23 protein-coding genes, 1 tRNA gene and 2 pseudogenes are annotated in these 21,471 nt (G+C 50.0%); 1 reads left to right on the top strand and 25 read right to left on the bottom strand.

Annotated elements, in window-relative coordinates; all coding sequences use genetic code 11:
- Window positions 1-52: 52 nt before the first annotated feature.
- From DXA97_RS20185 to DXA97_RS11365, 10 genes and pseudogenes are all read right to left on the bottom strand, one after another.
- Entirely contained in the window at window positions 53-415 is a 363-nt protein-coding gene (locus tag DXA97_RS20185) for a hypothetical protein (RefSeq protein ID WP_182436871.1), read from the bottom strand.
- 17 nt (window positions 416-432) lie between these two features.
- On the bottom strand, window positions 433-729 hold the full coding sequence (locus DXA97_RS20180) for a hypothetical protein (protein WP_182436870.1): 297 nt from the start codon (window positions 727-729) through the stop codon (window positions 433-435).
- Between the two features lie 101 nt (window positions 730-830).
- Complete coding sequence (locus tag DXA97_RS20175; RefSeq protein WP_182436869.1) at window positions 831-1,517, bottom strand: hypothetical protein; 687 nt, start codon at window positions 1,515-1,517, stop codon at window positions 831-833.
- Between the two features lie 18 nt (window positions 1,518-1,535).
- A pseudogene (locus tag DXA97_RS11395) lies at window positions 1,536-2,233 on the bottom strand (response regulator transcription factor).
- A 15-nt stretch (window positions 2,234-2,248) separates the two neighbouring features.
- On the bottom strand, window positions 2,249-3,121 hold the full coding sequence (locus tag DXA97_RS11390; protein ID WP_118720168.1) for a helix-hairpin-helix domain-containing protein: 873 nt from the start codon (window positions 3,119-3,121) through the stop codon (window positions 2,249-2,251).
- Window positions 3,122-3,337: 216 nt separating this feature from the next.
- Window positions 3,338-4,339: a glycoside hydrolase family 25 protein gene (locus DXA97_RS11385; RefSeq protein ID WP_118720166.1), complete on the bottom strand. Its 1,002-nt coding sequence runs from the start codon at window positions 4,337-4,339 to the stop codon at window positions 3,338-3,340.
- Window positions 4,340-4,517: 178 nt separating this feature from the next.
- Window positions 4,518-6,950 (bottom strand): homocysteine S-methyltransferase family protein, encoded by a 2,433-nt coding sequence (locus tag DXA97_RS11380; RefSeq protein WP_118720164.1) that lies wholly within the window; start codon window positions 6,948-6,950, stop codon window positions 4,518-4,520.
- Between the two features lie 156 nt (window positions 6,951-7,106).
- Window positions 7,107-7,760, bottom strand: coding sequence for a vitamin B12 dependent-methionine synthase activation domain-containing protein (locus DXA97_RS11375; protein WP_118720162.1), 654 nt, complete (start codon window positions 7,758-7,760; stop codon window positions 7,107-7,109).
- Window positions 7,761-7,846: 86 nt separating this feature from the next.
- The gene (gene metF, locus DXA97_RS11370; protein ID WP_118720160.1) at window positions 7,847-8,704 is read right to left on the bottom strand and encodes a methylenetetrahydrofolate reductase [NAD(P)H]; all 858 of its coding nucleotides are present in this window, start codon (window positions 8,702-8,704) and stop codon (window positions 7,847-7,849) included.
- A 28-nt stretch (window positions 8,705-8,732) separates the two neighbouring features.
- Window positions 8,733-9,137, bottom strand: a complete 405-nt coding sequence (locus DXA97_RS11365) for a hypothetical protein (RefSeq protein ID WP_118720158.1) — start codon at window positions 9,135-9,137, stop codon at window positions 8,733-8,735.
- Window positions 9,138-9,359: 222 nt separating this feature from the next.
- On the opposite strand from DXA97_RS11365, the gene DXA97_RS11360 reads away from it, so the two are divergent.
- Window positions 9,360-10,322, top strand: a complete 963-nt coding sequence (locus DXA97_RS11360; RefSeq protein WP_182436868.1) for a LysR family transcriptional regulator — start codon at window positions 9,360-9,362, stop codon at window positions 10,320-10,322.
- Window positions 10,323-10,332: 10 nt separating this feature from the next.
- On the opposite strand, the gene DXA97_RS11355 is transcribed toward DXA97_RS11360, so the two are convergent.
- The 15 genes and pseudogenes from DXA97_RS11355 to DXA97_RS11295 all read right to left on the bottom strand — a co-directional run bounded on the left by DXA97_RS11355 (window position 10,333) and on the right by DXA97_RS11295 (window position 21,416).
- Window positions 10,333-10,521, bottom strand: a complete 189-nt coding sequence (locus DXA97_RS11355; RefSeq protein WP_118720154.1) for a hypothetical protein — start codon at window positions 10,519-10,521, stop codon at window positions 10,333-10,335.
- A 9-nt stretch (window positions 10,522-10,530) separates the two neighbouring features.
- Window positions 10,531-11,838 carry a UxaA family hydrolase gene (locus tag DXA97_RS11350; RefSeq protein WP_347561569.1) on the bottom strand — a complete coding sequence of 436 codons (1,308 nt, stop codon included), beginning with the start codon at window positions 11,836-11,838 and terminating at the stop codon, window positions 10,531-10,533.
- A 21-nt stretch (window positions 11,839-11,859) separates the two neighbouring features.
- The gene (locus DXA97_RS11345; RefSeq protein WP_118720152.1) at window positions 11,860-12,198 is read right to left on the bottom strand and encodes a UxaA family hydrolase; all 339 of its coding nucleotides are present in this window, start codon (window positions 12,196-12,198) and stop codon (window positions 11,860-11,862) included.
- 12 nt (window positions 12,199-12,210) lie between these two features.
- On the bottom strand, window positions 12,211-12,945 hold the full coding sequence (locus tag DXA97_RS11340) for a PIG-L family deacetylase (RefSeq protein WP_118720150.1): 735 nt from the start codon (window positions 12,943-12,945) through the stop codon (window positions 12,211-12,213).
- Window positions 12,946-13,261: 316 nt separating this feature from the next.
- The gene (locus tag DXA97_RS22190; protein WP_347561583.1) at window positions 13,262-13,528 is read right to left on the bottom strand and encodes a S41 family peptidase; all 267 of its coding nucleotides are present in this window, start codon (window positions 13,526-13,528) and stop codon (window positions 13,262-13,264) included.
- Window positions 13,529-13,548: 20 nt separating this feature from the next.
- Window positions 13,549-14,496, bottom strand: a complete 948-nt coding sequence (locus tag DXA97_RS22185) for a S41 family peptidase (protein ID WP_347561568.1) — start codon at window positions 14,494-14,496, stop codon at window positions 13,549-13,551.
- An 89-nt stretch (window positions 14,497-14,585) separates the two neighbouring features.
- A complete protein-coding gene (locus tag DXA97_RS11330; protein ID WP_347561567.1) occupies window positions 14,586-15,494 on the bottom strand; it encodes a peptidoglycan DD-metalloendopeptidase family protein in 909 nt (302 codons plus the stop codon).
- Window positions 15,428-15,904, bottom strand: coding sequence for a hypothetical protein (locus DXA97_RS22180; protein ID WP_347561566.1), 477 nt, complete (start codon window positions 15,902-15,904; stop codon window positions 15,428-15,430). Before DXA97_RS22180 ends, DXA97_RS11330 begins: the two co-directional genes overlap by 67 nt.
- Window positions 15,905-15,906: 2 nt before the next feature.
- Entirely contained in the window at window positions 15,907-16,815 is a 909-nt protein-coding gene (ftsX, locus tag DXA97_RS11325) for a permease-like cell division protein FtsX (RefSeq protein WP_118720148.1), read from the bottom strand.
- Window positions 16,805-17,491 (bottom strand): cell division ATP-binding protein FtsE, encoded by a 687-nt coding sequence (gene ftsE / locus DXA97_RS11320; RefSeq protein ID WP_118720146.1) that lies wholly within the window; start codon window positions 17,489-17,491, stop codon window positions 16,805-16,807. The genes ftsX and ftsE overlap by 11 nt, the downstream gene beginning before the upstream one ends.
- A gap of 2 nt (window positions 17,492-17,493) precedes the next feature.
- Window positions 17,494-18,581 (bottom strand): annotated as a pseudogene (locus DXA97_RS11315) (helix-turn-helix domain-containing protein).
- 192 nt (window positions 18,582-18,773) lie between these two features.
- Window positions 18,774-19,364 carry a class I SAM-dependent methyltransferase gene (locus tag DXA97_RS11310; protein WP_118720144.1) on the bottom strand — a complete coding sequence of 197 codons (591 nt, stop codon included), beginning with the start codon at window positions 19,362-19,364 and terminating at the stop codon, window positions 18,774-18,776.
- Between the two features lie 10 nt (window positions 19,365-19,374).
- The gene (locus DXA97_RS11305) at window positions 19,375-20,208 is read right to left on the bottom strand and encodes a S1-like domain-containing RNA-binding protein (RefSeq protein WP_118544063.1); all 834 of its coding nucleotides are present in this window, start codon (window positions 20,206-20,208) and stop codon (window positions 19,375-19,377) included.
- Window positions 20,209-20,374: 166 nt separating this feature from the next.
- Window positions 20,375-21,097 (bottom strand): acyl-ACP thioesterase domain-containing protein, encoded by a 723-nt coding sequence (locus DXA97_RS11300; RefSeq protein WP_118720142.1) that lies wholly within the window; start codon window positions 21,095-21,097, stop codon window positions 20,375-20,377.
- 247 nt (window positions 21,098-21,344) lie between these two features.
- Window positions 21,345-21,416 (bottom strand) — tRNA-Gln (locus tag DXA97_RS11295).
- Between the last annotated feature and the right edge of the window lie 55 nt (window positions 21,417-21,471).

Raw genomic sequence — 21,471 nt, 5'->3', positions numbered from 1 at the left:
TGTCCTATTTTCTAAGCATAACTGTTTGGTACCTTCCCAGTTACTCCTAAGCTTATATATGCAGGCGCCGTTTCAATTCCTCTTTCCAGCTTCTGCGCCCGCTTACATAATCACGGATTCCCTTTGCCGCATCAACTCCGGTATTTCCTACCTGCTTTGCCATGCGGGTTGCCTTTTCCTCTGCGCCTCCCCGGCGGATCAGTACCTTGCGGATCCGCGGATAGATTTCCCGTTTTGCCGCAGCAGAAAGGTCATTTCCCTCAAAGCGGACCGATACACCGTCCTCCTTCAGCTTGCCAAAAAACCGCTTCTGCAGACGGCTGTCCGCAAACACGGAGGTAAAGGTGATCACCATTTCATCCTTGTAGGCGCACACCGCACATTTGACCGGCTGGCGGCGGGAAACCCCGATCATTAAATGGAACCTCTCGATCAGTCTGCATATTCCGGCTCCATGGAGACCGGACCAATGTTCGACAGCGTCATGGTGTAGGCGCGGTCCTTTAAGCGGAATACCAAGGAAAGTGCCGGAACTTTCAGAAAGAGCGGAATGGCACGCAGATACCACTTTTTCTCATTCGAAACGTTGTAAGCAATGCTCTCCGCCAGCTTTTCTTTATCGATCTTTCTGTCCATCTGGCTGCTAACCTTCTGGAGCAGTACCTCAAATGGGATATCCGGATTGCGGAAAAGCCAGCCGATCATGGTAACGGCGAAGAAGTTTGCCATGGTATCGGAGCCGAAAAAAGCGCGCAGATTGATCGGCAGGTTTAAAACAACCGCCCTCTTACTGCTTCTTCCGCCTAAATATTCCTGCCAGATCGACCAGATCAGGCTGCTGCCAGATATTTGGTAATGCTTACGCCATGCTGCCTGCAGACCTTCTTTAGCTGGCTGACCGGAACATAACCATGCAAAACCTGGCCACTTCCAAGCGGCAGATAATGCCCCTCCAGCTGATAGGCCGGCTTCGAACTGTAGCTGCGCGGCTTTCCGTCGTCACCATGCTCTAAATAGCTGTCCTGCACATGGAATACTTCCTGTTTCCGGATGTTTTCATCGTCCCAGGTCATAAACTGGGAAGCGCCCGCTGCCAGTCTTAAATACTGCCTGGTCAGGCACTTCAGGAAATTTACCGCTCCCAGCCCGTCTGTCAGCGCATGGAATACCTCCAGATTGATCCGTTTTTCGTAATAGGTTACCCGGAATAAAAAGCGCTGGTTCCCATGCGGATCAATGAACCGGCAGGGATAGGTATTCTCCCGCTTTACCTGCGGGATCCTGTCGTTTTCCTCAAAATAATACCAGAAAAGCCCCCGGCGCAGCTTCACCCGGAAATTCTGGATCTCCGGCAGGATGTCTGTCAGTGCCTGGCTTAGAATCTCCGGGTCCACCTTTTCTTTTAAGGTAACCGAGATCCGGAATACCTGGCTTACATTTTCATTTGCGATGACCGGAAAAATCTTTGCGGTATTATCCAGTCGTCTCCAACGTTTTTTCCATATGTTCTGTCCCATACTGCTCTACCTCTTGTTCTAGGCTCTAAAATAATATCCAACGCCCCACTTGGTATGCACGTATTTCGGATCGCTCGGGCTTGGCTCGATCTTCTCGCGCAGACGTCTGACATGAACATCTACCGTGCGCACATCGCCAGATTCTGATGCCTTATTGCCCCACACAAGAGCCAGGAGCTTTCCCGGGAATACACCTTATTCGGGTTGCAGACCAAAAGCTCCAGAAGATCAAATTCCTTTGCCGTCAGATTGATCTCCTTTTCCCCGATAAAGACCCGGCGGCCCTCACGGTCAAGCTTTAAGTCCCCGGCAGTGACCATCTTGTTCTCTGCCTCTTTTCCCTTACCGGATTTCTTGGAATTTCTCCGCATGATCGCTTTGATGCGGGCTTTCACCTCAAGAATATTAAACGGCTTGGTCACATAATCGTCGGCACCGTATTCCAGTCCCAGGATCTTGTCCATATCCCCGCCCTTGGCAGTCAGCATGATGATCGGCATCTCGGAAAATTCCCGGATTGCCTGACAGACCTCAAAGCCATCGTACTTCGGCAGCATGACGTCCAGAAGCACAACATCGTACTCCGTCTGCTTCGCAAGATTGATTGCCTCTTCTCCATCGTATGCGCAATCCACATCCATTCCGTCCTGTTCCAGACTGAAACGAATGCCCTTCACGATCAGTTTTTCATCATCAACCACCAGAATCTTTGCCATGTTCTCACCTATTCCCTATACTGTAATGTTATCTTTAATTTTTTGAAAAGCCGTGTCCTTGATGCCCGGCACCTTCATGATATCTTCAATTTTTGTAAAACCGCCTGCCTCCTGCCGGTAGCGGACAATGTCCTCCGCCCGGGAAGCGCCAATGCCTTTTAGCGTCATAAGCTCTTCCAGCGAAGCCGTATTGATGTTCACCAGCATTTTCTGGCTTCCACCGTCCGTACCTCCGGCTCCATTTCCGGCTCCGGCAGCGCCTGAAGTTTTCGCACTGCCAGCCTGAGCCTTCGCCTGCCATAACGGGTCCTTTGCCTGAGTCTTCGACGGAACCTCCAGCTTCATGCTGTCACAGACCGGCTCTGCCAGATTCAGCCAGCTTTCCGCAGCTTCCCCGGTAAAGCCTCCGGCCAGTTCAATGGCCTCGTAAACCCGCGCGCCCTCTAAAAGTGTGTAAACACCCGGGTTATTGACCTCTCCGCAGAGGTAGACGTAGCAGAGCTTCTGGTCTGTTTTTTCTGATCGTTCTGCCACACCAGATACCTCTGTGCTCCCAGACTGGCCTGCTGGTTCCGGTGCGCCTGCGTTCCCAGACGGCCCTTCCGGTTCAGCCAAACCAGTATTTCCAGACTGTTCTGCTGTTTCAGACTGGCCTGCATTTTCAAACTCGCCTGCCTGTTCAGACCGCCCTGCATTTCCAGACTCGCCTGCCTGCGTGAGCCCGGAAGCTGTTTCTGCAGCTTCTGGCGCTTCTTCCGCCATGGAATCTGCTGACGGATCCCACCCTCCAGAAGTCCTGCCTCCGCTGCAGCTGTAAAAGCACCCGGCCGCCAGCAAAAATACAGCCAGCAAAAGCCATTTTAAAATGGCAGATTGTTTTTTCTTCATGTTCTTCTCTCCGTTTCCAAAGAGAATCCCAGATTCAGCCTAGTACTATTCTACCGAAAGCCGTCCACAAATACAAGCGGTATTTTCCGCAAACCGGGCTCACTTTTATAACAATATTGCACAGTAACGAACGAGGGCCGAAAGGTTTCGTCCCCGCCATTCGGCGGGGACGGAACCTTCCGGCCCATTTATGTTTACTGTGAGATATTGTTTAATTTACGATTCGGATGGCGATTTGGTCAGCTGGCTCTCATCCTGTCCGGTTGCCGGAGTTGGGGAGGTGCTGGTCTGGACCGCTCCTCCTGCCTGGGTGCCAGGGCCGGTCTGGGTATCAGAAGACTGACCGGCTGCCGGGGTTGCCTGGGTCTGGCCGGAGGCCTGCATATTTACACCAGGACCACCGCTGTTTGAGGAGCCAACGGTATAGGTTTTGCTTGCAGCTGCATTGGCCAGTTCCGGATAATCATAATAGGAAACCTCAAGGCAGACATTGCCGGTAATCCCGGCTACGGTTCCGGTTTCCGTAAACTGCCAGATCTTACGGTTTGTAAATTCACCGTTTGTTCCGTAGCGGGCATACCAGATGTCATACGGGACCTGGGAGATATCGATATGCTTGGTCAGCCATTCGTTGTTGCCGTACAGCATCGGGCGGTACCCTGCATCTGCGATGGCTTTGCAGAAAATGTTTACGTGGTTTGCCAGCTCCTGCGGTGTTTTTCCGTTGTCCAACAGGTATTTGGATTCCACATCATATGCAACCGGGTAAGAGATCGGGTAGTCCTTGATCTTATCCAGCACAAACTGCGCTTCCTGGCGCACGGTGTTCTCATCCAATGCCCTGGTGTAATAGAACACGCCGACACGGATTCCGTTCTGGAGTGCGCCTGCTATATTTTCCCTAAAATACGGATCTTCCTTCAGGTAAGGCTCTTCGCTGTCCATATAAGCCACACGGATCATGGCAAAGTTCACCCCGTCCGCTTTCATGGCTGCCCAGTCGATCGGACCAGCCTGGTTCTGGTATTTGGAAATGGTAACGCCCTTTGCAACCGCACCCGTGATCTGGGTTCCGTCGCTGCGGTAAAAATTCTGGTTTTCTATCTTTAAGGTTTCCTGTGCTGCCATGGCCGGTACTGCCGGGGTCTGCAGGGCAAAGAACCCGCAAAGAGCCAGCGCCGCCAGGCATCTGCCTGTGTTTTTCTTATGAAATAACATGAAAAAATCTCCCTTCTGCCTGATTATACTTTTGTCATGTGTTTTAGTGTAATCCAGATGGAAAGGAGATTCAATTTCTATTCTTTTAAAAATTTCTTACTATTTTGTATGTTTGCAACACGAACGCCTTTGACGCAAGCTTTTGATACAGGCTTTTGATGCAGATTTTGACACCAGCCTACGTAAACACCTGCTCCGCATAATTCACGGATGCCATCGCGTCGCGGCAGTACTGGTCTGCCCCCATGGTATCGGCATACTCCTGGGTCAGCACGGCGCCGCCCACCATAACCTTGACCCATGGTGCTTTTTCGCGAAGCTGTACAATGGTTTCTTCCATGCTTGGAACGGTTGTCGTCATCAGCGCAGAGAGACCAACTAACTGAATGTGTTTCTCCACTGCGGTTTCCACAATCATCTCCGGCGGAACATCTTTTCCGAGGTCCAGTACGTCGTAGCTGTAGTTTTCCAGAAGGACCTTTACGATATTTTTTCCAATATCGTGAATGTCGCCCTTTACCGTAGCCAGGATGATGGTTCCCTTCTTCTCCTGCTTCTGGCCGCTGGCGTCCATCTTTTCCTTAATGATCTCAAACGCGCCTTTCGCTGCCTCCGCGCTCATCAGAAGCTGCGGCAGGAACATGGTGCCTTTCTCAAAACCTTTTCCCACGACATCGAGTGCCGGGATGATCTGGCTGTTGATGACATCTAACGCATCCTGGGTTTCCAGAAGTTCTCGCGCCGCATGTACAGCCTGATCCTTCAGGCCCTTTACAATGCTGGCATGCAGATCAGAAGTTCCCTGACCGCCTGCTGCTCCGGCTGCGCTTCCTGCTGCCGAACCGCCATTTCCAGTCACCGCGCTCTGTCCCAGGCATGCTACCTGACCGCTGTAGACGGAAATGTACTCACTGCACTGCGGGTCTAAATTCATCAGCGCGCGGAAGCTGTAGTACGCACGCATCATCGCCTCGGAATTCGGGTTGATGATCGCAGCGCTTAAGCCATTCTGCATCGCCATGGTGAAGAACGCCGCGTTGATGATCTCTCGCTGTGGAAGTCCGAAGGAAATATTAGACACACCTAAAATGGTCTTTCCGTGGAGTTCATCACGCACCCGTCGTAATGTTTCCAGTGTCGTGATGGCGCCCTGGCTGTCTGAACTTACCGTCAGGCAAAGCGCATCGATCACGATATCTTCCGGTCCGATGCCATACTCGGCTGCGGTCCGGTAAATCTTCTTCGCTACCTCAATACGGCCTTCCGCGGTTTCCGGGATACCGCCCTCATCCAACGCCAGTGCTACCACAACACCACCGTATTTCTGCACCAGTGGGAATACCGTGCGCATGGATTCTTCTTTCCCATTAACAGAGTTGATGAGCGGCTTTCCGTTGTATACACGCATAGCCCGCTCCATGGCCTCTGCATCGGTCGTGTCGAGCTGGAACGGCAGGTCGATGATGCTCTGCAGTTCCCGTACCACTTCCTCTAACATAGACGGCTCGTCGATTTCCGGAAGACCTACGTTTACATCCAGCACATGGGCACCGTGATCCTGCTGGGTCACACCTTCGCGGAGAATGTATTCCAGGTTGTGGTCACGCAGGGCCTGTTTGAACTTGGATTTTCCGGTCGGATTGATGCGCTCTCCGATGATGACCGGATTTTTGCCGATCTCCACTGCCTGTGCAAACGAGGAAACCACAGTACGGTTCTTTTTCGTAACCGGAACCGGCTGTTTATCCCGGCAGCGTTCTGCCACCATGCGGATATGCTCCGGCGTGGTACCACAGCAGCCGCCCACAATGCGGGCACCCATATCCACGATTTCTTCTACGGTCTTTGCGAAATGCGCCGCATCGATATCGTAAACGGTCTTTCCATTCTCGCTTCTTGGAAGACCTGCATTCGGGTTGATCATCACCGGAGTGGAAGAAACCTCCAGAATATCCTTCAGGATTTCTTTCATCTGGACCGGACCAAGTCCGCAGTTCATGCCCAGAACATCCACGCCAAGGCCCTCTAACATGGCTACGATCGAAGCCGGGCTTCCACCGGTTAACAGTTTTCCGCGCTCATCGAAGGTTACCGTGACAAAGATCGGGAGATTACAGCCTTCCTTTGCCGCCAGCACCGCTGCTTTGGTTTCATAGCTGTCGCTCATGGTCTCGATGAGGACAAAATCCGCACCTGCATCCGCACCGATCTCCACCACTTCCCGGTAAATCGCATAGCAATCTTCAAAAGCCAGGTCGCCCATCGGCCTTAGCAGCTTTCCGGTCGGTCCCATATCCAGACCGATCCAGGCCTGCTTTCCACTCTGGCGGATCGCTTCTTTCGCGTTTGCTACTGCCGCGCGGATCACCGGCTCCAGTTGAAACTCGGTTGTTTCATTGTATTTTAAGCGGTCAACACCGAAGGTATTGGTTGTCACGATATCCGCGCCAGCCTCCAGATAAGCCTTATGGATCTTCACAAGTTCCTCCGGGTGGGTAATGTTCCAGGTGCCCGGAAGTTCTCCCGGTTTTAAACCCGCTTCCTGTAAAAGGCTTCCCATTCCTCCGTCACAAAACAGGATGCGTTTCTGTAATTCCTGTAATATATCCATAACCAAACTCCTTCGTGTTTTCATTTTTTGCATTGTCAGGCAAACAATGACCGTTGCGGCTTTGTATATCTGCCTTGTCTCAAACTGTATGAAAAGGCAAACGAATGCCGCCAAACACCAACTCTTGCCGCTTCGTACACCTGTATTGTCCGAATTTTATCTGCGGTACGCACAGTCCCTCTTTGCGCAGACCTCGCATCCCTGCACCGTACAGTTTCTCGGCAAACGGCTCAGTCCGATGACCGCTGTCACCGATTTGGACGGTGCCATGAGAAGGCTGTCCGTCAGCGTCACACCAATCCTTTTTGAAAGTTCCAGTGCCGGTGCGATCTGCCGCTGGCATTCCAGCGGAAAATCCCCATAGCCCGGACTGAATCTCGGGCGCAGATACCAGCCTTTTTCCTGATAGGCTTCTTTCAGCTTCTGGTTTTCTTCGTCGCAGAAGGTCTCCAGCATGGCAACCGATGCCGCCTGCATGACCACCGCCTTACTCATCTGGATCATGTTATAGCGGTGCAGCAATACATCCACCTGACTGCCAAGCGTTGCCGCAAACAACAGGATCTGCTCACAATCCTTTAGATTCCGCTCCAGGCTTTTGCTCCTTGTCTGAAAACAGGTCATATCGATCACGTGGTCCTGAATGGACAGCGGATACTCCCTCCAGGTTACCCGCGGGGAAGCTGCCTGCTCCAGTTCCTGCTTACACTGGTCGATCAGGACTTTCGTATTTTCATCCGGTACAGTGCCATTTTTGCAGCCCAGATAGCGCAAAAGTTCCCGGTCATTCCACTGAAATGTATTTCCCATGAATAAAATTTCTCCGTAGTTTCTGGTCTCTGTTCACGCATGCAAGCCATTCAGCCCTTGCCAGTGAACAAAAATCCATATTTTCCCTACCGTATAATCTCAGAAAGGCTGTTTTTGATCTGCGCAGCCACATCCGGCTTATTCATGGAATAAACGTGAATGCCGTTCACATGGTTTGCAATCAGGTCGATGATCTGCTCCGTCGCATAAGCAATACCAGCCTGCTTCATGGCTGCAGGGTTATCCCCGAAACGGTCTACGATTGCCTTAAAGCGTGCCGGAAGGTAAGTGCCGGACATGGAACAGATGCGCTTGATCTGGGCTACATTGGTCACCGGCATGATGCCTGCGATCACCGGAACGGTAATGCCCTTCTCACGAACCCGGTACAGGTAATTGTATAAAATATTATTGTCAAAGAACATCTGGGTAGTCACGAAATCACAGCCAGCCTCAACCTTTTCCTTCAGATGCTGAATATCCTCGGTCTTGTTTACAGATTCCACATGCCCCTCCGGATAGCAGGCAGCGCCGATGCAGAAATCGCCGGATGCCTTGATCTCAGCGATCAGCTCAGACGCATAGCGGTAATCCTTCTCTACCTTGCCGTCCTTCGGGATATCGCCGCGCAGGGCCAGCACATTTTCAATGCCCTCTGCCTTTAACTGGTCCAGAACGGAATGCACCTTCTCCCGGGTAGAGGATACACAGGTCAGATGCGCTAACGGGGTTACACCCTTTGCTTTTAAAGAAGCAGCAATGTCAACTGTGTACTGGCTGGTTCCGCCGCCGGCACCGTAAGTAACGCTCATGAAAGCCGGATTCAGCTTTGCAATCTCGGAAGCGGCTGCCTCTACAGACTCATATTTATCCTCCGTCTTCGGTGGGAACACCTCAAAAGAAAGTGTCGGTTCGTTTTTTGCAAGAATATCTCTGATCTTCATCGGTATAAAATCCTCTCTTCATACTAATTTAAAAAATCCCTATCAATGCGTTCACCAGACCGCCCACCAGACTGATGATCCAGAACAGAACCACAATGAACACATACAGAAAAACCAGTTTTTTCACCGGATTTTGGGTTTTCGCATCCGTTTTTTTCGCGGTCATTTTCCTGTCAGCAGTTTCCGTTGTTCGCGGAGTGTTCACTGCAGGCTTTGCTGGTTTATATGCCGCCTTTTGCTTTCCGGTCCCGTTTTTCACAGGATCCGGATCTTCGTTGTGATAGCTGCAGTGCGTTTCATGTTCTGGATGGCGCTCATTCAGATAGTAGGTTACATTCATATACACCGGGTCCTTCACCCAGGATCTGCATGCACTGCAGTAATGGGTATGTTTCATCACCTGGTCGCACACCGGACAAATTCGCTGCATCATAAAATGGCACCCCCTCACGCGATTGCTGTTAATGTTTACGCGGTACGCAAACAATTTGTTCTTTAGTATAACATAACATTTTGATATTTTCCATGTAAGGAAGATATTATTTTCATTTTACAATTTTTTGCAGTATAATCCTTCTATATGATAAAATCTATCCTCCTTAGCTAGCAGAAAAACAAAAAAAAAGACAACATCCGTGAATAGGAGCGTATGCTTATGGACTTACGACAGCTTGAAAATATCCGCATGATCGCAGAGACAAAAAGTATCAGCAAGGCGGCGAAAAAGCTCTATCTGACACAGTCGGCCTTAAACCAGCAGCTGATTCACTTAGAGGAAGAGCTTGGGATCCAGCTTTTCTGCCGCGGCAGGAACCATTTCCAGATCACGGAAGCCGGGCAGATCTACTTAGACGGCGTGAACCGGATTCTGGATATCCGCAAGGACGTTTACAACCGTATCAGCGATCTTAGCCAGCTTCAGCGCGGCTCCATCCGGCTCGGGCTTATGGCAGACCGCGGCATGTCCATTTTCTGCAGTATTTACCCGCACTTTTATGAAAAATATCCGGATATCCACCTTACCCCGATCGAGGCGCCCGTTTCCGAACAGGAGCATATGATCGGTACCGGAGAACTGGATATGGGAATTATAACACTTCCCACCGAACAACTGACACGCAATAACTATACGCATATTTACAAAGAGGAACTGATTTTGATCGTGCCTGCCTCCCACCCGCTGGCCGCCCAGGGTGCCCGCTTTACCACAGAGGAAGCACTTCCAGAACTTCTTCCTGAGATCTCGCCAAAACAATTTAAGAAAGATCCGTTTATTCTCATGCAAAAAACCTCCACCATGCGCAGTCTGATCGACCGCAGCCTGGAGGAGGCCGGTTTTCATCCGTCCATTGTAATGGAAACACGAAGCAGCTATTCTATTTTTAAAATGGCACAAGTCATGGGATGCTGTTCGATCATCCCACGTGCCTATGCCTGCCCGACAAAGCGTCTGGTTTATTTTTCCCTTCCTGGTCATCCGTCCTGGGACTTTGTCGCAAGTCATCCAAAAAAAATCTATTTGAATGAGCCTTGCCGTTATCTGATCCAGCTGATGAAAGATTACTGGAGCGAATCACCTTACCTGTGCGACCATAAGAAGGAAGAGGACATGGACTAAACCTTTTTCTTTAGCGGATATCTTCTGCCGGAAGTGCTTCAATCCGGCAAGTTCCAAGGTAAACCGTTTCCATGGAGGATTTCACATAGTCTACAATTGACTTTACAATAATATCGGAATTGCGGATGCCGCGGCTTCCCATGGTTACCGCAATCTGCATTCCCGGACGGATTTTTCCAGATATTGCAGAATCATCCAAACGTTCCGCTTATGCCCTGCACGGCAGCGGCACATCATCCACGTTTTGATATTTATATGGAATGTAGTATTCCTTGTGTCCAAGGCGTTCAGCATTGGTCTCCTTGCCTTCGCAGACAGCCTGTACCAGGTCTGCAAGCTCCAAGGATAATTCATCCAGGCTCTTAACACCGGAAATGGCATCTCCTGCACAGAAGTCCATATCATCTGACATACGGTTATAGGTCACGGTGTTTCCGGTGATCTTTACCAGCGGGGAAACTGCACTTCCGACTACGCTTCCGCGTCCGGTAACCAGAAATACTACCTGGCATCCGATCGAGATCAGGTCCATAAGTCCCTCACTGTCGTTCGGGTTGGTTTTTCCAAAGCCCATGAAATACGGATCCGGAGTACTGTCTAACAGCCACAGGCCTTTTTTATCCGGCTTGCAGGAAACCTTAGTCACGCCCACGATCGGTTTGGTACCGCTCTTGATGGTCGCGCCCATGCTCTTTTCCTCGATCGTGCTTAAACCGCCCACAAAGTTTCCAGAGGAAATGGAAAACTGGTGAATGGAACGGCAATGATCCAGCGCTTTCTCATAGGTCGTATCCAGCTTCTCGCGGACCTCATCGGTTGCTGCGCGGTCCATAAGCATCTTCTTTAATCCAACTGCTTCCACGATTTCTTCAAAGACTGCGGTTCCGTTCCAGTCTACCAACCGGTCAAAAAATCGTCCTACTGTGGCATTTCCTGCCAGACCGGAAGTATAATCCGATCCGCCGCACTCACAGCCCACGATCAAGTCTGCAAAACCCATCGGTGCGGTCGGTGTATTCTCCAGTGTCTTTAAAAATTCCTGAACGCGCTTCATGCCGTATTCAATGGATTTTTCTGTTCCCCCCATCTCCTGAATATAGAAGCCGTCTGCTTCCTTTCCTGCCTCTCTTGCCTTCTGTGCCAATGTCTTTGGCTGAGTATACTCGCATCCAAGTCCTACACCAAGCACGGCTCCTACATTCGGGTGACGGACCAGTGCTAAAAGCATCCGCACCGCATACTGGTTATCGCAGCAGCCGGTAAAGCCGACAACCTCTACATCCTTGCGGTTTGTTCTGCGCACGATTTCCTTCGCAACAAAGGATGCACACTCTACGGTATAAACAACAAGTACTTTATTACGGATTCCCATACGGCCATCTTTTCTCACATAACCGTTCCAGCGAACGCTCTGATAATCTTTCTTCTCCATGACATTCTCCTCTTTTTCTTCGATATTCCGAATGATTTCCCGCAGCTCCATGCTGTCTGCACTGCCACGGGTTTTCTTTTTCACCGGTCTGCGATTAAACCTGCATCAAATATACTGGGTATCGCTCGGTGCCCCGGTATGAATATCCAAGGTTGAAGAACGCGCATCATACAAACTCTTCATGTTCTGAAGATGCACCCAGCTTCCTTCCGGGATATCTGCAATGGCTTCCCCGATCACCGTTCCGTATTTCACGATCGGTGTTCCTTTTTCAATGAACTGTAATGCAACCTTATGTCCAGACATTACCGTTTCCAGGCAGTTCACGCTCTTTTTATCTCCTGCCCCGTTGATCCAGGCAATTCCTGGTTCCAGATTCTCCAGTGCAGTTGCCACATTATCTTTTTCCGTTACCCGGTAAATATACTGTTTTTTCTCACTCATGTTTTTCCCCTCTCAATCCAGCTTCGTTAATGGAAGTTCGTCTCCCAGATACGGCACATAACGCTTAAATCCTTCTGCATATTTGATCGGTCTTCTCCCTCTAGACCAGTCATTTGCCTGTACGCCGCGGTTTAAAGCACAGCGGGTATAGTATTCCACCAGCTGCGGCTGTGCTGCAAACAGCTTAACTGCCTCGATCTTCTGCTCAAAAACATCTCCGATATCTACATAAGTGTCCATCTGGAAATGATTAAATTCGGAATGCGGCATGGTTGTCTCAAAGAAGAACAGATCTGGAATGAAATGCGGGTCCGTATCTGGAAGTGCACCGCGCATTCCTGCTGCGCTGATCGCACGGACCACTGCCTTTCCTACAATCTCATGGTCCATGTTGAACGGATCATCGATCCAGTGGGTCAGTACCACATCCGGTCTGAGTTTCAGGATCCGGTGACCAAGATCCCGGATCTGGTCTGCGGAAAGCACCAGCGGATAATCGCCGCAATCAAAGAAATATATCTCTTTAACTCCAAGGAATTTCGCCGCATTCTGCGCTTCCTGTTTTCTGCAGGCCTTTACTTCCTCTACATTGGTGCCCGGGTGATTTTTCCAGTAAGCACCGGACTCTCCGTGCTCGCCAAAGGTGTAAGCAAATACCGTTACCTCCCAGCCCTTCTTCACGTACTTCAAGATCGTTCCACCCGACCGTGTGCACCAGTCAGCTCCATGTGCACTTACTACCAACATTTTTTTTTGCCATTTTTACTCACTCCTGTGTTTTTCCTGTTCTATGTTTCGTTCTATGTGACTTTTTTTATCATCTCACCACGCGATTTCTTGTGATGCCTTTATTATAAAAACAGACTTAATAAAAATCAAACGCAGGGATTTTCTAAGCTTAGTAGGAATTTTAAGATAAACAATATCGCACAGTAAACACAAATGGGCCGGAAGGTTCCGTCCCCGCCGAATGGCGGGGACGAAACCTTTCGGCCCTCGTTCGTTACTGTGTGATATTGTTACTTCAATACCTCGATCGCGGCCTGCACCTGGTTATCCCGGTCTAGCGGGACATCGTACTGTCCGATGAGTCTTCGTCGAGCTGCTGCTCAACTTCCACATCCGGGGTCAGGCCTTTTTTGTGAAGGTCATGTCCGGCCGGAGTATAGTAGTGGGCAGTCGTGATCTTGACTGCAGAACCGTCTGTTAACGGGATCAGGCTCTGTACGATTCCTTTTCCGAAGGAAGTAGTTCCGACCAGCGTTGCTGCGCCGTAGTCCTGGAGCGCACCGGCAAATACCTCTGCCGCGCTGGCAGACTGCCCGTTGATGAGAACGGCGATCGGAACATTCAGCTCATGATCGTCTGCCTTCGGGAATACGCCGTCTTCAGTATCGGTTCCCTGATATTGTGACGGGTTTCTCCGTCCTGGCTGTAATAGCGTTCTTCCTGACCGGTCTTGGTCGCGGTGGAAAGAATGGTTCCATCGTGCTGGTTTTCCGGCAGAACATAAGCGGCCATCTCCACGCAGGAGGTTACCACGCCGCCCGGGTTGTCACGCAGATCAATGACCAGGCGTTCCATACCCTGTTGTTCCAGATCTGAAACGGCATCGATAAACTGCTCGGCCGTCACGGTGTCAAACTGGGTCACCAGGACATAGCCGGTCTTATCCGGCAGCATCTGGTGCTCTACGGTTGCCACCTCTACCATGCGTCTCTGGATATGAAGCGGGATTTCTTCGTTTCCGCGCAGCACCGTCACATCGACATAAGAGCCTTCCTCACCGCGGATGTATTCCTGAACCAGAATATCGAGCTCTTCCTCAGTCGCAGAGATATCTTTTACTTTATAAATGATATCGCCCTTCTGCATCCCGGCTTCTTCCGCCGGGGAACCCGGGAATACCCGGAGTGCCGTTACAATCCCGGTCTGGACATTCTTGCTCACCAGGACACCGATGCCGCAATACACACCAGAGGTTTCTTCGGTTAAGGAGCTGTACTCGTCCGGAGTGTAATATACTGTGTACGGATCATCCAGTCCGGCCAGCATTCCTTTATAGATGCCGGTCTCCATCTGCTCCGCATCTTCATCAAATAAGAAGTAGCGGTCTATGATCTGCTGCAATACGGAAATTTTTGCATCGACCTGCTTTAAATCCACCTGGGTGCGCACCGCATCGCTTCCGGTTTTAGAAGCTTCTGTGTCCTTAACCTGGCTTTCGATCACCGTCCGCCCGATCACGGAAATGCCGGTAGCTACGCCTACAATACCAAAGCCCGCGAGTGCAGTCACAAGGGAACCTGCTAAAACGCCTTTCCAAAATTTTGACTTTCCTTTATTTTCTTTCTCCAATGATGTCACCTCGTTTATTCTGTTTCCCTTTACGGACTCACGTAGGACTGCGGATTTACATACCGTCCGCCGGACCGGATTCCAAAGTGCAAATGGGAGCCTGTGGAATAACCGGTGGAGCCTACCTTTGCAATGGTCTGGCCCTGTTTTACCGTCTGTCCTTCCGAGGCCAGCAGCTGGGAGCAATGCATGTATACCGTATATACACCGCCTCCGTGGCTGATCATGATGTAATTTCCCGCAGAATAGCTGTAGGTCGATACAACCACTGTTCCGGAAGCCGCTGCCACAATGGCTGCCCCGGTTGATGCCGGGATATCGATGCCCTGGTGGTTGCTGGACGCTCCCTTGGTCGGAGAGGTTCTGCTTCCGAAACCAGAAGAAATCCTGCTGCTGGATGGACATGGCCACTTAAAGCTAATATTCCCAAGACTGGCAACATTATACGATACAGCTTTGTCGGTAGCGGAAACCTTTTTGCCCTCAGCCTCTGCTTTTTTGCGTGCTTCCTCTTCTGCCTTGCGGGCCGCCTCTGCTTTCTTGCGCTCTTCTTCTTCCTTGCGCTTGATCTCCGCCTCGATCTGCTTGATCTTGTTTTCCTGCGCAACCAGATCGGCATTGTACTGGTCTACCTGGCTCTGGGCGGTATCGATCTGACCGGCATAGCTCTGCATTTCCTTGTTTTTCTGGGCACGCAGCGTCTTGACCGACTCCTGCTTGGCCTTGGTCTTCTCCTGCATATCCACAAGCGCTACTTTATCGTCCTTTAATTTCTGTTCTTCATCGGCGATCGCCTGGCGGGTTGCCGCATACTCATCCAGCTTTTTCCGGTCATAGCTTGACATCTTGTTGATGTACTCTGCCCGGTTCATCAGCTGCACCATATCCTCCGACTGGAACAGCATGTCGATATAGTTCGTGTTTCCCTGCTCATACATGTATTTGATGCGCAGCTCATATCGGCATACTGCTTATTCTCGGTTGCCTTAGACTGTTCTAAGGCAATGCCGGTATCGGCGATCTCCTGTTCCTTTGTGCTGATCTGGGAGGACAGCTCGTCTAACTCTCCCTCCAGCTTTGTTAAGTTTCCATCCAGCTCCTTAACGTACGCTGCCGCGTCGTTCTTTAAGCCCTCCAGGTTCTTGATGGTCGCCTGTACCTTTTTCTTTTCCTCTTCGATGGAGCTGACTTTCTTTTTCGCCGCCTCCACATCCTGTTTCGTTGCGTATGCTGTCTGGAAGGAAGACACCGCCATGGCCGCGCCAAGCAGGGCAGCCGCAATGCGCTTTCGTATTCTTTTCAGACTGCGTTTGTCCGCAGCTGTAACATCTCTATTGTTTTTATGCATGCTTACACCTTCATATACTTACGGATGGTGAAAAAACTTCCGAAAAAGCCGATTCCCACACCAAGGATCATGGCTGCCCCGATCATAAGCGGATAAATCTCCCCGACCGGAATAAAATAGAACAGGTCAGACAGCACATGGAACCGCTCAGACAGATACACAATGCCCCTTGTGTAAAGGAAATAATTCCCGATTAACGGGATCAGTGCACCGACCAGTCCGATCATCACACCTTCTACAATGAACGGTGCGCGGATCATGAAGTTGGTTGCCCCGATCAGGCGCATGATCTGGCACTCCTGCTTGCGGAATGCCGCTGCCACGGAAATGGTGTTGTTGATCAGGAATAACGATACCGCCAGCAGCACGCCGATGATCAGGGAGGATAATACCCCGATCACGCGGTTAAACCCGGCAAAGCCTGCCACGGCCGTATTGGAATAGTTGACCTGACGCACACCGTCTAAGCTCTGTAAGTAAGCCACCAGCTCATTCTGCTGGGAAATATCGTTTAAAAAGATCTCGTAGGAGGCAGAGCCTGCTAACGGGTTATCCTCCGCGAAGCCGTCTGCCAGTTCCTCGTGACCTGCAAAATATTCTTCCTTAAAGGAATTCCAGGCATCCTCCGCAGAAATATAATACATCTCACGGATCTCCGGCCGCTGGTGGATGATTTCCCCAAGGCCCTGGATGTCTTCTTCCGTTAAATCTTCATTGAACAGCACCGTAATACCAACGGTACTTTCCACATGCTTCACCATGTACTGGATGTTGGCAATAATGGAAAAAAACAGGCAAAACAAAAAAATACATGCAGAAATCGTCGCCACAGAAGCAAGCGAAAACCAGATATTTCTGCATATATTCTTCATTCCCTCTTTCATGCAATACCAGAATGTACTAATCTTCACGGTTTGATCCACCCTTTCTTTCGTCACTCACCAGACGTCCTTTGTTCAGGGTGATGACCCGTTTGCCCATCTGGTCTACAATTTCCTGACTGTGTGTTACGACCACAACCGTAGTTCCAAGTGCATTGATCCGCTCGAGAAGCTTCATGATCTCTGTCGCATTCTCATGATCTAAGTTTCCGGTCGGCTCGTCTGCAAGAAGTACCTCCGGCCGGTTGATCAGGGCGCGGGCAATGGCCACACGCTGCTGCTCTCCTCCGGAAAGCTGCTGCGGATAGCTTTTGTACTTTGCGGAAAGTCCCACCAGCTTTAACATCTGCGGAACGTCTTCCCGGATCTTTCTGGTAGAAGCACCCACCACTCTCTGGGCAAATGCTACATTTTCAAATACTGTCCTGTCCTTTAACAGGCGGAAATCCTGAAATACAACGCCAAGCTTGCGGCGGTATTTCGGTATAAAACGGCGCGGCATTTTCTGAAGGTCCATATCGTTGACGATAATGCGCCCGGAGGAAGGTTCTGCCTCTTTCATCAGAAGGCGGATCAGGGTTGATTTTCCTGATCCGCTCCGTCCCATAATAAAGACAAACTCCCCGTCCTGGATGCGGATGTCAACGTCCTTTAACGCCTTGCTTCCATTCTCGTAGGTTTTGCTTATATTACGAATTTCTATCATGATTAATAATCCAGGTTCTCCATGTATTTCATATACTTTACAACCATCAGCGCGATCTTGAAAGTAATGGCATCCTCAAATACCCGAGGTCCAGTCCGGTGCTCTTCTGGAGCTTGTCGAGACGGTAAACCAGTGTGTTTCTGTGGATGTAGAGCTGACGGGATGTCTCAGATACGTTTAAGCTGTTCTCAAAGAACTTATTGATGGTAGTCAGAGTCTCCTCGTCGAACTCATCTGGGGACTTGCCGTCGAAGATCTCGCGGATGAACATGCGGCACAGCGGCAGCGGCAACTGGTAGATCAGGCGGCCGATTCCCAAAGTTCCGTATGCAACCACGTTCTTGCCATTGTAGAAGATTTTTCCTACGTCTAAGGCCATCTTCGCCTCCTTGTAGGAACGGGAAACCTCCTTGATGTCGTTGACCACGGTACCGTAAGCCACACGCACCTTAGTCATAGCCTCAGAGCTTAACATATCGAGGATGACACTGGCGGTCTTGTCCAGATCTGCATAGTCCTCGTTCGGCTTTACCTCTTTTACTAAAATGATGTTCTTTTCATCGACCGCGGTGATAAAGTCCTTGGTCTTGGTCGCAAACAGGCTGCGGACCGTCTCAAGCGCATTCACATCCTTCTCCTGCTTGGTCTCGATCAGGAAAACGACTCTGCGGACATTGGTCTCAATGTGTAGCTTTTTCGCACGGTTATAAATGTCAACTAACAGCAGGTTATCAAGAAGCAGGTTCTTGATGAAATTATCCTTATCGAAACGCTCTTTGTAAGCGACCAGAAGATTCTGGATCTGGAACGCTGCCAGCTTTCCGACCATGTATACATCGTCACTGCTTCCTTTTGCAAGCAGAATATATTCCAGCTGATGCTCGTCAAACACCTTAAAGAACTGGTAACCCTGGATCACCTGGCTGTCTGCCGGTGAATCCACAAAGGAAAGAATGGAATTTTCATACTCTTCTGCCTCTGGAAATGTGGAAGCCAGCACCTTGCCCTCTGTGTCGCAGATACACAGGTCAATCCTGGTGATCCCCTTCAGGCCATCAATGGTTGTCTGAAGAATCTGGTTTGAAATCATAATATTCACTCCTTAATCCTTATTTCGTAATACCGCCCCGTTTTGTAAAATCGCACAAACTTGAAAGGACCCTTATCGTATATTTTAATGCACTTTGCAGAAAAAAGCAAGCAAGTATCCAATACCTGCCTGCCTTTTTTAAAGTTTTATTGTCTATATTCAATAAAATCTTTCTAAAAAATATCCCATACATCAGGATATTTTCTTTGCAAGTACGTTCAGAAGCTTCGCTCCTTCTTCCCGGTCCTCGTCCTTCGTCGACCAGAGCTTTAAGATTTCCAGACGTCCCGTTTCTGTTAAGATGCGCTCCAGCTCTTCTTTTGTGTATTCGCAGAAGTACCGGCCACTTCTCTGTCCTTCAAAGTCCCCTTCCTGAAAGGAAAGGAATAAGATTCCGTTCTGGCACAGTGCCTCGGTCAGTTTTTCCAGGATAGCAGGCAGCTCCTCCTCCGGCACATGGATCAGTGCTTCGTTGCCCCAGATGCCGTCAAACGCATCGTCAAACTCCATATTCGCATAGTCCATGCACAGCACCTCCAGGCCTGTGTGGATCTCTGCAAGCTTGCACATTTCCTCGGAAGCATCCAGTGGAGTTACATCGAAGCCCTGCTCATAAAATGCCAGGCTGTCGCGGCCGGAGCCGCACCCGAGATCTAAGATGGTGTCGCCGTCGATCTCACGGAGCTCTTCTAAAAACTCCTCCCGCTGCGACTCCATGTCACGGTCTACCGTATCCTCAAAAATTCGCGACGCATACTTATTATAGTATTCTATCGTGTCCAAAACTATCCTCCTATATTCTCTCTATGGTTTTCTCCGTAATACGGATCTTATTTTCTTTCAGTAATTTGCCGACTGCACGCTTAAATGCATTCTTGCTCAGCTTAAATTCCCGCATGATGGTTTCCGGTCTCGCCTTGTCATTGAACGGCAGAACCCCATCAAACTCATCGATGACCTTTAATACCAGCTCGGCATCCTCATCCATCTGCATGTAAGCCTTCTGACGCGGGCTTAGATCCAGCTTGCCGTCATCGCGCACCTTCACAACACGCGCCTCGATAACATCGCCCAGATGGAAGTCTCCGTAGAGCTCCTTCTTCGGGATGAGTCCGTAATAGCGGTTATCGACTGCCACAAACGCACCGAGATTCTCGTTGATCTCGTAGATGGTTCCCTGCACCTTGTCATCCTTCTTGTACGGAGACTCTGCGCTCATGTAGGAATACACGTTCATGGTTGCTGCCAGTCTCTGGCTCTTGTCCACATAAAGTGCAACCAGACAGTTTTCGCCCTGACGCACCTTGTGGTTCTGCTCCTTAAACGGAAGCAGCAGGTCTTTCTCCAGTCCCATGTCGAGGAATGCGCCGATCTTAGCTACATCCTTTACGGTCAGGACTGCAGTCTCGCCAACCTGTAATTTCGGACGGTTGGTCGTTGCAATAAGGCGGTCCTGGGAATCCTTATAAACAAACACTTCCAGGCTGTCGCCCACCTTCGTGCCTTCCGGCACCTGTTTTTTCGGCAGGAGCACCGAATTCTTATCGGTCTGGCTCTCACCAAGATACACTCCGAATTCTTTTTCTCTCTGAACTACAAGGGGCTGTATCTTTCCTAATTCAATCATTTGGTTCTCTCTTTCTGGTCGTTCCTTCACGACCGCTTACCAGCCCGCAGCCATGCTGTTCACGCAAGCGTGCCCAGCATCGTGATTTTGCCGATGCTTCGCATTCCAAATCGGCAAAATCTGCTGCCACAACTGTATTGTACGGAATTTTCAGTGCAGAAAATTCCTACTCTGAACAGTAACTTCGCAGCCACACAATGGCATAAGGCTTTCCTTCTGTATCACACAGGGCTATGGTATAGCACCCTGCCTCCACGCTGACGCGTGGGATGATCTGGTCGCCAAGGACTGCCGCCTTTTTGTACTCCACCCTAAGTTCCCGGATGCCAATTCCTGCCGGCAATACCTCGCGTGCGATTTCCACATACTGGGCATTATTCACATGGTGGTTGGTATCGATGTGATGCGCCGCCACCGCAATGACCGGACATTCCTCATATTCGGCCGGAACCGGGATCCTGCGTGGTGCATAGTCCATCGGAAGCTTTTCTTCCTGCCCAATGCCGTAAGCCGCCACATCTTCCTCCCCGACACGTACCGGACAGCCGGATTCCGTGTCAAAGAAAAACCAGTTAGAATTGGCCCGCACCAGATAATTGCCCTCCGGGTCCTGGATCGTAAAATTACGGTACCCGTAAATGCCCTTAAAATCATATGGCCAGGTACTCACCACGATCTGCTCCCCAAGCTTCGGATAACGGTCCACAATGATCTGCCAGGAAGATAACAGCCATGCACGGTGCTTCTTTGTCAGGTAATCGATTCCCTGGTTTAAATCCTCCGACTGAAACGTCGAACAGTCCTGCAGATAATTGATCACCCCGGTCAAAGAAAGCTTCCGGTCCTCATCTACTTCGCTGTAGCGCACCCGGCTGTCAAATGAATACATGGTAGTCCTCCTTCTGGTCATAACCCTTCTACTGTCTTTTCATAGCTCATTCATTCTGTAAAAAGTCCGTAAAATGGAAATCGTCCCTTATTATCTCACATTCCTCGTGGATTCACAACTGTTTTTCCAAAAGAATTGCTATAACTTTTTTTATCATGTATACGCATCTCGCAGAATGTTTTATTGTATTGGTGAAAAATTTCCTGTTATGCAAAAAAGCTTCCGAAAACCGGAAGCTTTTTCTTAGCTGGGCTACAAGGATTCGAACCTTGAAATGACGGAGTCAGAGTCCGTTGCCTTACCATTTGGCGATAGCCCAATAATAAATCGAATATGAAGTTTTTGAACTGGGCTACAAGGATTCGAACCTTGAA

It is taken from the genome of Clostridium sp. OF09-36, assembly GCF_003481985.1.
Taxonomy (GTDB): Bacteria; Bacillota; Clostridia; order Lachnospirales; family Lachnospiraceae; genus Brotaphodocola.
This window is presented reverse-complemented; position numbering and strand designations above follow the sequence as displayed.